Raw genomic sequence first — 9171 nt, forward strand, 5'->3', positions numbered from 1 at the left:
GTACGGGGCCGCGCCGGAGGCCGACTCGATGGCGAACCAGTTCGCCGCGATGCCGTCGCTGCACTTCGGCTGGGCGCTGATGGTCGCGATCGGCCTGATCGCCGCGACCCGTTCGCCGTGGCGCCTGCTGTGGCTGGCGCACCCGGCCCTCACGCTGCTCGTGATCGTCGGCACCGCCAACCACTACTGGCTCGACGCGCTGGCCGCCACCGCGCTCCTCGGCGCGGCGCTGACCCTCGTGCGGGCGCCCGGGCGGCGTACGGCTCCCCCACCGGGACCGCAGGCCGAGAGCCCGGTGGAGCGGGACCCGGCCGCACGGGCCGCCGCGCCCCGCGCCCAGGTCCCGTCGCCCCGCACGGCCGCGGGAGTGCTGCGATGAGCCCCGCCACCGGCACCGTGCTCGCGGTGCTCCTCTCCCTCGTCTCGGCCGCCGGGTACGCGCTCGCCGCCGTGGCGCAGTCCCGGCTCGCCGCCTCCACCTCCGCCGACGCCGGGCGGGGGGCGCTGCGCTCGCTGCTGGCGCGCGGGCAGTGGTGGTGGGCGGTCGGCCTCAACGCCGCCGGCGCGCTCGCCCACGTGGCTGCGCTGCACTACGGTTCGCTGACACTCGTTCAGCCGCTGGGCGCGCTGACGCTGGTCGCGGCCCTGCCGCTGGGGGCGTACTGCGCACGGCGCCGGGTGACCCGTACCGAGTGGCGCGGCGCGCTGTGGACCCTGGCCGGGCTGGTGGGCCTGGTCGCGGTGACCGGGCCCACCGCCCCGGGCGAGGCGCTGAGCCTGCGCGAGTCCCTGGTCGTGGCGGCGGCGACGGCGGCGCTGATCGCGGCACTCGCCTCCCCGGGCGGTGCCCGCCGGGCGGCGGCACCCGCCTCGCGGGGGCTCGGCCACGCGACGGCCTCGGGCATCGCGTCCGGGGTGGCCTCGGCGCTGACCCAGACACTGACGGCCGCGCTGGCGTTCACGCTGCCCGGCGGGGCACCCGCCTGGTGGCAGACGACCCTGCTCGCGGTGCTGATCTCCGCCTTCGCGGTGGGCGGCCTGCTGCTCTCGCAGACGGCGTACCGGGGCGGTCTCGCCGCGCCGCTCGCCGTCGTGAACCTCTCCAATCCCGCGGCCGCGGCGGTGATCGGCGTGGCGCTGCTGGGCGAGAGCTTCCGTGCCGGGGCATGGGGATGGGTGGTCGCGGCGACCGCCTCGCTCGTGGCGGCCCGGGGCGTGGTGCTCCTGACGAAGGGCGGCGCGGCGGCCGCGGGCCCGGCCCCGGTGACTTCGCCCCCCGGCACCCCACCGGCCTCGGCCGGTCGCCCGGACGCCCCGGTCACCGCCGCGTCGGCCGGCCGTTCGCTTCCGGCCGCGCCGACGCCGGTCGCCGCCGTTCCGGCGGGCCGGGTGCCGGGGAACGACCCTGCCCGCACCCCCATAGCGTCATCTTGACGAAAATCAGGAGGCCCTCTATCGTCAAGGTGACGACAAGGGGGCCCATGGCCGACATCACCCGGCGGGCCGGCTGGCGCCATCTGCGCTCCGCGCCCACCGCGCACATCCGCCACCAGCGCCGCGGCCGGCTCGTCCACGACGGCGAGGGGCTGAGCTTCTGGTTCCGGCCCCGCACGGCCGCGCTCTCCGAGGTCCCGGTGAACGACCGCGAGCTGGCCATGGCCTTCCACGCGCGCACCGCCGACTTCCAGGACGTGAGCGTGCAGTCCACCGTGACGTACCGGATCGGCGACCCGGGCACCGCGGCGGCCCGCCTCGACTTCTCCATCGACCCGGACACGGGCGCCTGGCGCGGCACACCCCTCGAACAGATCGCCACGCTCCTCACCGAGACCGCGCAGCAGCACGCCCTCGACGTCCTGGCCCGCACCACCCTGGCCGAGGCCCTGGTGGACGGCGTGGCGGCGGTACGGGACCGGATCACGGCTGGTCTGGGCGCCGAGCCGCGCCTGCCCGCCACCGGCATCGAGGTGGTCGCCGTCCGCGTGGTGGCCATCCGCCCCGAGCCCGAGGTCGAACGCGCCCTGCGCACGCCCGCCCGTGAACAGATCCAGCAGGAGGCGGACCGGGCCACGTACGAGCGGCGCGCGGTGGCCGTCGAACGTGAGCGCGCGATCGCCGAGAACGAACTCGCCAGCAAGATCGAACTGGCCCGCCAGGAGGAACGCCTGGTGGAACAGCGCGGCACCAACGCGCGCCGCGAGGCCGAGGAGAGCGCGGCCGCCGACGCCGTACGGGCCGAGGCCGAGGCCGTACGGAAGGTGCGGCTCGCCCGCGCGGAGGCGGAGGCGGCGCGCGAGGTCGGCGCGGCGCGCGCCGGGGCGCAGAGCGCGTGGCTGCGCGCCCACGCGGAGGCCGAACCCGCCGTGCTGCACGCCCTGGCCGTGACCCGCGCGGCGGAGAACCTGCCCCGGATCGAACACCTCACCCTCTCCCCCGACGTGCTCACCGGCCTGCTCGCCCGCCTGGGCGAGGGCGGAGGCGGGACGGCGCGCGGGAGCGCGGCGCCGGGCGGCGGGGCGCGGCCGTGAGCCTCGCGCCGCGCGCCGTCCTCGTCCACCGGACGACGGAGTACGAGGAGCTGCTCGCCCGGCACGGCACGCACGGGCAGGCCGCGTTCTTCCTCGCCGCGCGCGGGCGTTCGGTGGACGCGGTGCGCGAGCGCCACGAACGGGCCCGGCGCGCCCTCGCCGAGGTCGCGGCCGCCGTGCCCCTCACCTGGCGGCAGACCCGGGTGGAACGCGCCGACCTGGACCGGTTCCTGTTCGGTCCCGAGGACGTGGTGGTCGTGGTCGGCCAGGACGGTCTGGTCGCCAACGCGGCGAAGTACCTCACCGGACAGCCGGTCGTGGGGATCGACGCGGACCCGGGGCGCAATCCGGGCGTCCTGGTACGCCACCGGGCCGTGGACGCCCGGCGGCTGCTGCCGTACGCGGCGGGGGGCCGTGCCGCCGCCGACGAGCTGACGATGGTCGCGGCCGTCACCGACGACGCGCAGCGGCTCCTCGCCCTCAACGAGATCTACGTCGGTCCGCCCGGCCACCAGACCGCGCGCTACACCCTCGGCTTCGGCGGTACGCGTGCGGAGGCGGCATCCCGTACGGCGTCGGCCCCCGGCCCGGCCGGCGCGGCGGAGGCCCAGGCCTCGTCGGGGGTGCTCGTCGGCACCGGGACGGGTGCGACGGGCTGGCTGCGGTCGCTGTGGCAGCAGCGTTCCAGCACGCTCGCCCTGCCCGCGCCGGCGGACGCGCGACTCGCCTGGTTCGTCCGCGAGGCCTGGCCGTCGCCCACGACCGGCACCAGCCGGGTCGAGGGACTGCTCGACGCCGGGGCGAGCCTGCGGCTCACCGTCGAGTCCGACCGTCTCGTCGCCTTCGGCGACGGCCTCGAATCGGACGCCCTGGAACTGACCTGGGGCCAGACCGTCGAATTGTCGATCGCGGACAGCCGCCTGCGCCTGGTGGGGTGAGGGAACGGAGCCGCCTCCGGGCAGGCCGGGGCTCCGGCCCCCCAGTCACCCGCGTACGGTCCCGGGGCCTCGGCCCGGTCCGTACCGGAGGCGGCCCGCTCCCCTGTCCCGGCGGCCGGAATCATCCCCTCACAGCCCTGCGGCGTCCGCTATACGGACAACCGGGCCCACTCAGTGGCCGACCCTCGCCGTACTGATCCGGTCCCCGAGGGTCGGGGGAGGGCCCCGGCCGGAGCCGGGCGGGAGGGCCGGGAGAGCGGCCGGGCGAGGGTGCCGTCACCGGGAGCGGAGCCTGGGCGACCGCCCGACGGAAGGGCCCGTCCAGGAGCGCGGGACACCGCGCCACCTGGCGGCCGAACCGCCCTCCACCACACCGTCCGTGCAGGTCAGGGCGGTGGCGCGGCCTGGGCGCGGCCTCCCTGTGAGCGGTCGACACGGCACCGGCGGCGGGCCCCCGCCGCCGCCCCTGAGGGGCCTGGGGCAGGGGCGCGGGCGGCCGGCGGGGACGCTCCGGCAGGGGCCTCCTGGAGGGGCCCGCGTTCATCTCCCCGTACGTTTTCCGCCACCTTCCCCTCACCTGCCCCCGCCACCGGGTGAGGGGTGACAAGGGTTTTCCCCGTATCGGGTTCACCCGCCCGTTCCCTACTGTCCTCCGCACCGGCAGATATCATCCCCCGGACCGCACCTGACAGGTGCATGCGGAGGGTGGTGTCCGCCGGTGGCGGCCTTGACCCGGGCCGTCGCGCCGGTGGCGGCGCACGGGCCCCCCAGCCCAGGGACCGACGGACCGCGACCCCACATCGCCCCGCGACTCCCGCGCCGCCGCCACTGCTCCGCAGCTACGTCGTACTCGAAAGGGCCACACCTTGAACGGTTCCAGGCGGAGAGTCATATCCGTGGTCGCGAGCGCCGCGATCCTCGGTGCCGCTGCCACCACTTCCGGGGCGTTCGCCGCCGCCCCGGGCGCTGCCACCCCGAAGCCGGCCCCGGCTTCGCAGGCGATGGGGACGCTGCCCAGCGCCCCCGTCGAGAAGGTCATCGTCACCTACAAGAGCCAGGCCGCCGAGGCCGGCTCGAACACCGCCGCCAAGAGCGACGCGGCTGAGAAGGCCGCGAAGACGGGCGAGAAGCTCGCCTTCGAGCGCCGGCTCGCCGGCGGCGCCGCCCTGGTCGACCTGGGCGACAGCGCCACCAAGCAGGACGTGACCGAGGTCATGGACGCGTTCCGCGCCGACCCGGCCGTCGCCTCGGTGGAGCCGGACATCCGCGCCTACGCGATGGCCGTCACGCCGAACGACACCGAGTACGCCAAGCAGTGGGACCTCTTCGAGGCCACCGGCGGCATGAACGTTCCTGCAGCCTGGGACAAGACGACCGGTTCCGGCGTCACCGTCGCCGTCATCGACACCGGCTACGCGGCCCACAGCGACCTGGCGGCCAACACCGTCGCGGGGTACGACTTCATCTCCACCTCCTCCGACGCCCGTGACGGCAACGGCCGCGACGCGGACGCGAAGGACGAGGGCGACTGGAACGCCACCGACGGCGAGTGCGGCACCGGCTCCCGGGCCTCCAACTCGTCGTGGCACGGCACGCACGTGGCCGGCACCATCGGCGCGGTCACCCACAACACCAAGGGCATCGCCGGCATCGCGTACGGCGCGAAGGTCCAGCACGTCCGGGTCCTCGGCAAGTGCGGTGGCTCGTCCTCCGACATCGCCGACGCGATCACCTGGGCCTCCGGCGGCTCCGTGCCGGGCGTCCCGGCCAACGCGACCCCGGCCAAGGTCATCAACCTGAGCCTGGGCGGCGCCAGCTCCACCTGCCCGAGCGTCTACCAGACCGCGATCAACGGCGCCGTCCAGCGTGGCACCACGGTCGTCGTCGCGGCGGGCAACAGCAACGCCAACACCTCCGGCTTCACCCCCGCCAACTGCTCGAACGTCATCACCGTGGCGTCGACCAGCCGCGAGGGCAACCGGTCGTACTACTCCAACTACGGCACCGCCGTGGACGTGTCCGCGCCGGGCGGCGAGACCCGCCGCGCCACGGACACCCCGGGCACCGTCACCACCCCCGAGAACGGCATCCTCTCGACGCTGAACGCGGGCACGACGGTCCAGTCCACCGAGAACTACAAGCCCTACCAGGGCACCTCGATGGCCGCGCCGCACATCGCCGGTCTCGCCGCCCTGCTGAAGTCGGCCAAGAGCACGCTCACCCCGGCCGACATCGAGACCGCGATCAAGTCCAACGCGCGCCCGCTGCCCGGCACGTGCAGCGGCGGCTGCGGCTCCGGCATCGCCGACGCCGCCAAGACGGTCAACGCGGTCACCGGCACCACCACGCCGCCCACCGGCACCGTGTTCACCAACAGCACGGACGTCACGATCGTCGACAACGCCACCGTGTCGTCCTCGATCGCCGTCACCGGCCGCACCGGCAACGCTCCCTCCGCCCTCAAGGTCGATGTGGACATCCGCCACACCTGGCGCGGTGACCTGGTCATCGACCTGGTCGCCCCCGACGGCACCGTGCGCAACCTGAAGGCGTCCTCCTCCTCGGACAGCACCGACAACGTCATCACGACGTACACGGTCGACGCCTCCAGCGAGGTCGCCAACGGCACCTGGAAGCTCCAGGTCCGCGATGTGGCCTCGGGTGACACCGGCTACATCAACTCGTGGAGCCTCACCTTCTGACGGCCCCCTGAACCACCCCCCACATCAGCATCATTGCTGGTCAGCGACGCGTCCGTGGTCTACACCACGGGCGCGTCCTGATGTGTGCGGCACCTCTGTCGGCGGGGCACGCTGTCCGAATGCCGGACGGGGGGCCTGGACTGGGCGGGTGGTCTCCGTATCCTCTGCGCACGGGGCTCATGGGCCGGGGCCCGAGGGCCGGAGGTGGTGGACAGTGACGACAGCGCCGCACCGGCCTGCTCCCGTGGGCCGTGAGGAACTCCTCTCCCGCCTGGAGCGCGTCCTGCACACCCGTGGCCGGGCGCTGCTGACCGGACCGGCGGGCGTCGGCAAGACCGAGGTGGCGCTCGCCGAGGCGGCCCGCGCGGAGGCGCGCGGCGAGACCGTGCTGTGGCTGGCGACCCTGCCGTCCGACCGCGAGATACCCGGGGCGGCCGCCGCCGCCCTGGTCGCCTCGGTCGCGGCCACCACGACCTGGGCGGGGCTCGGCGCCGCCCGGACCGAGCCGGCCGGCGGCCCCGCGGGCTCGGCACCCGCCGCCGCACCGGCGCCCACCACTCCCGGGGTGCTGACCTCCGGCGCCTTCGACGACCTGCCCGGCCCGCAGCGCACCGCCGTCGCCATGCTGTGCCGCGAGGCCCCGATCGAGACGGACGGCTGGGACCCGATCGCGCTGCGTCTGGGCCTCGCCCGGATCCTGCACGCCCTGACCTGCCGGGGGCCCGTGCTGCTCGTGGTGGACGGGGTGCAGTACGTCGATCCGGACAGCGCCGACCTGCTGCGCTTCGCGCTCCATCTGGCGCCGCCCGCGCTGCGGGCCGTGGCCGTGGAGACGCCGGAGCCGTACGGCGAGACGGGCGAGGCCCACCGCGAGCCGCGCCCCGCCCCGTACCGGGACCCGCGCACGGCCCCGAACCGCGACGCGCACCGGGGCGAGGAGGCGCGCACCACGCACCTGTGGGTGCCCTCGGAGGCGGATGTCCTGCTGGTGCCGCCGCTGCACGCCGACGAGATCGCCGAACTCCTCATCCACCACCGGCTGCCCTCCCGGATGGCCGGCCGGATCCACCGCGCGAGCGGCGGGAATCCGCGTCTGGCGCTGGCCGTCGGCCGCTCGCTCGCCGACGCGCGGACGCCGGTGCACCACGCGGAGGCGCTGACGCTCTCCGGGCGGGCCCGGGACCTGGCCCGGCAGCTGCTGGGCGCGGCTCCCCCGCCCGTACGGGAGACGCTGCTGCTCGCCGCGCTGGCGCTGCGGCCCTCGGCCACGCTGATCCGGCGGGCCGGGCGGCCCAACGCGGAGGCGGACCTGGCGGCGGCGGAGCGGGCCGACCTGGTGTCGCTCGCCGAGGACGGATCCGTGACCTTCACCGCCGGGCTGCTGCCGTCGACCCTGGTCCACGACGCCTGCTGGGCGGAGCGGAGCGCGGGGCACGCGGCCCTGGCGGAGGTGGTGGACGACCCGGTGGAGGCGGTACGGCACCGGGCGCTGGCCACCGACAGCCCCGACGAGGACCTCGCCGCCGAGGTGGCCGCCGCCGCCGAGCTCGCCCGGCGGCGCGGAAACAGCGCCCTCGCCGCCGAACTGGCGCTGCTGGCCGCCGAGTCGACGCCCGGCCGGAACGGCACGCGGCGGATCGAGCGGCTCGTGCACGCCGCCGAGGAGGCCGCCCGGGCGGCGCGCGCGGACCTGGCGATGCGGGCCGCCACCGATCTGCTCGGCCGCGACGCGGAGCCGGCCGACCGGGTCAGGGCGCGGCTCGCCGTGCTCGACACGGCGGGGCAGGGGCTGACCGGTCTGGACGAGATGTACGTGCACGCGATGGAGGACTCGGAGGGCGACACCGCCCTGCGGGCGGCCGTGCAGCTCCGGCTGGCCGTCAAGTACGTGCTGGCCGACGGCGACCCGCACCGCTCGCGCTCGGCGGCGGTCGAATCCGCCCGGCTCGCCGCCTCGGTGGGCGATCCGCGCACCGAGGCGCAGGCGCTGACGGTGCGGGCGCGGATGGAGCGCGCGCTGGGTTCGCCGGACGCCGAGCCCGTGCTCGCCCGGGCCCGCGAACTGGAGCTGGCCGAGCGGCCGCTGGGGATCCGCAACGCCGCCCAGATCCTGACGATCCGCCACGCGCTGTTCGACGACCGGCTGACGGACGCGCGGGACGAACTGAACGCGCTGCTGCCGCTGGTGCAGCGGCGCGGTTCGGTGGAGGACGCCATCGAACTGTTCCGTACGCTGGCCGAGATCGGCTCCCGCAACGGCTCGTGTCCGGCGGCCCTCGCGCACGCCGGGCAGTCGCTCGCCCTCACCCTGGAGGCGGGCCTCTCCCCCGGGCCGGCCTGGTACGCCCTGGCCCTCGCGGAGACGGCGGGCGGCAGTTTCGCCCGGGCCGCGAGCTACGCCCGGCGCAGCGTCCAGGCCTCGGAGGAGGAGGGCGACCGGGTCTTCCTCTCCCGCAGCCGGTACGCCCTCGGGCGGGTGCAGCTCATCAACGGGGACGTGGCCGCCGCCCTGGAGACCCTGCGCCGGGTGCAGGCGGACGAGCGGGCGCAGTCGACCGTGGATCCGTCGATGCTCCGGTGGCACGAGGAACTGGCGGAGGCGCTGCTCGCCCACGACGCCGCCGACGAGGCGCTGGCGCTGCTCGCGGAGGTGCGGCCGGTGGCGGAGCGGCTCGGCCGGCACACCGTGCTGCTCGGTTGCGACCGGGCGTACGCGCTGTGCCTGGCGGCGGAGGGGCGGACGGACGAGGCGGCGGAGCTGCTGACCCGGACGGCCGAGAGCTTCGCGCGGGCCGGGCTGCCGCTGGAGCACGGGCGGGCGCTGATCGCGCTGGCCCGGGTGGAGCGGCGCCGGCGGCGGCGGTCGGCGGCGCAGAGCGCGCTGCAGGCCGCGGCCACGGTGTTCGAGCGGGCGGGGGCCGTGCCGTGGCTGGCGCTGGTGAGCGAGACGCCGGCGGGCGAGGGCCCCGGCCCGGTCGGCGGGGGCGAGGAGGCGACGCCGGC

The 9171-nt window shown here is 76.2% G+C and carries 6 protein-coding genes; all 6 read left to right on the forward strand.

Going from position 1 to position 9171, the window contains the following annotated elements; all coding sequences use genetic code 11:
• Positions 1–379 (forward strand): phosphatase PAP2 family protein (locus RIF68_RS16570; RefSeq protein WP_309052032.1); only part of this gene is annotated, 379 nt, incomplete at its 5' end.
• Positions 376–1434 carry a DMT family transporter gene (locus tag RIF68_RS16575; RefSeq protein ID WP_309052033.1) on the forward strand — a complete coding sequence of 353 codons (1059 nt, stop codon included), beginning with the start codon at positions 376–378 and terminating at the stop codon, positions 1432–1434. The genes RIF68_RS16570 and RIF68_RS16575, both read left to right, overlap by 4 nt.
• Before the next feature lie 47 nt (positions 1435–1481).
• Positions 1482–2528 carry an SPFH domain-containing protein gene (locus RIF68_RS16580; protein ID WP_309052034.1) on the forward strand — a complete coding sequence of 349 codons (1047 nt, stop codon included), beginning with the start codon at positions 1482–1484 and terminating at the stop codon, positions 2526–2528.
• A complete protein-coding gene (locus RIF68_RS16585) occupies positions 2525–3466 on the forward strand; it encodes a hypothetical protein (protein ID WP_309052035.1) in 942 nt (313 codons plus the stop codon). The genes RIF68_RS16580 and RIF68_RS16585 overlap by 4 nt, the downstream gene beginning before the upstream one ends.
• Before the next feature lie 1001 nt (positions 3467–4467).
• Entirely contained in the window at positions 4468–6168 is a 1701-nt protein-coding gene (locus RIF68_RS16590; RefSeq protein ID WP_309052037.1) for a S8 family serine peptidase, read from the forward strand.
• 214 nt (positions 6169–6382) lie between these two features.
• The coding region (locus tag RIF68_RS16595; RefSeq protein WP_309052036.1) for an AAA family ATPase at positions 6383–9171 on the forward strand (2789 nt) is incomplete at its 3' end.

Source organism: Streptomyces sp. (assembly GCF_031178505.1).
Lineage (GTDB): Bacteria > Actinomycetota > Actinomycetes > Streptomycetales > Streptomycetaceae > Streptomyces > Streptomyces gulbargensis.

What these genes read in the sequence shown, in the direction of transcription:
- RIF68_RS16575 (WP_309052033.1), top strand. Translation starts at nt 376, where the DNA reads ATGAGCCCCGCCACCGGCACCGTGCTCGCGGTGCTCCTCTCCCTCGTC.
- RIF68_RS16580 (WP_309052034.1), top strand. Translation starts at nt 1,482, where the DNA reads ATGGCCGACATCACCCGGCGGGCCGGCTGGCGCCATCTGCGCTCCGCG.
- RIF68_RS16590 (WP_309052037.1), top strand. Translation starts at nt 4,468, where the DNA reads ATGGGGACGCTGCCCAGCGCCCCCGTCGAGAAGGTCATCGTCACCTAC.